This window comes from Halorubrum sp. SS7, assembly GCF_005435055.1.
Taxonomy (GTDB): domain Archaea; phylum Halobacteriota; class Halobacteria; order Halobacteriales; family Haloferacaceae; genus Halorubrum; species Halorubrum salinarum.
This window is the reverse complement of the sequence record NZ_SGXV01000366.1, coordinates 1-393: the sequence shown is the minus strand read 5'-3', so window position 1 is coordinate 393 and position 393 is coordinate 1. Positions and strand designations below refer to the sequence as shown.

Annotated in this window: 1 protein-coding gene; it reads right to left on the bottom strand. The window is 69.0% G+C overall.

Features of this window, described 5'->3' with window-relative positions; translation table 11 throughout:
* Positions 1–219, bottom strand: a 219-nt coding sequence (locus tag EXE44_RS18420) for a DUF655 domain-containing protein (RefSeq protein WP_137718078.1), incomplete at its 3' end; no start/stop codon positions are given.
* Positions 220–393: the final 174 nt, after the last annotated feature.

The following is a 393-nucleotide window of genomic DNA, read 5'->3' as shown; positions in this document are numbered from 1 at the left end:
CAGCGCGATACGGTCGCCGACCGAGACGTCCGGCTCGCCGTCGAGCGTCAGTTCGTACAGCGCGAACGAGTCGGCGCCGAGCCCGTACGCCACCGGCGACTTGCGGGACTGCGGGCGGTCGTCGTCGGGACGCCCGTTCAACAGCACGTCGAGCAGGACGGCGGTGGGGCCGCCGCCGTCGGCTCCGCTTTCGCCTGCGAGGTCGTCGACGTCGTTCATACATCGTTCATCGCTCCGAGCGATGAAAAAACCGCTGGCGAGGCGGGACGCGCTGCGACCGCCGACGGTCGGATTCAAGAGCGTCGAGTGCGACGTGATACCATGGCGAAACCGGAGCCGGCGGAACTGGTTCGACTCGTCGAGGCGTTCCCGGGTGCCTCGCCCGAGGCGAAC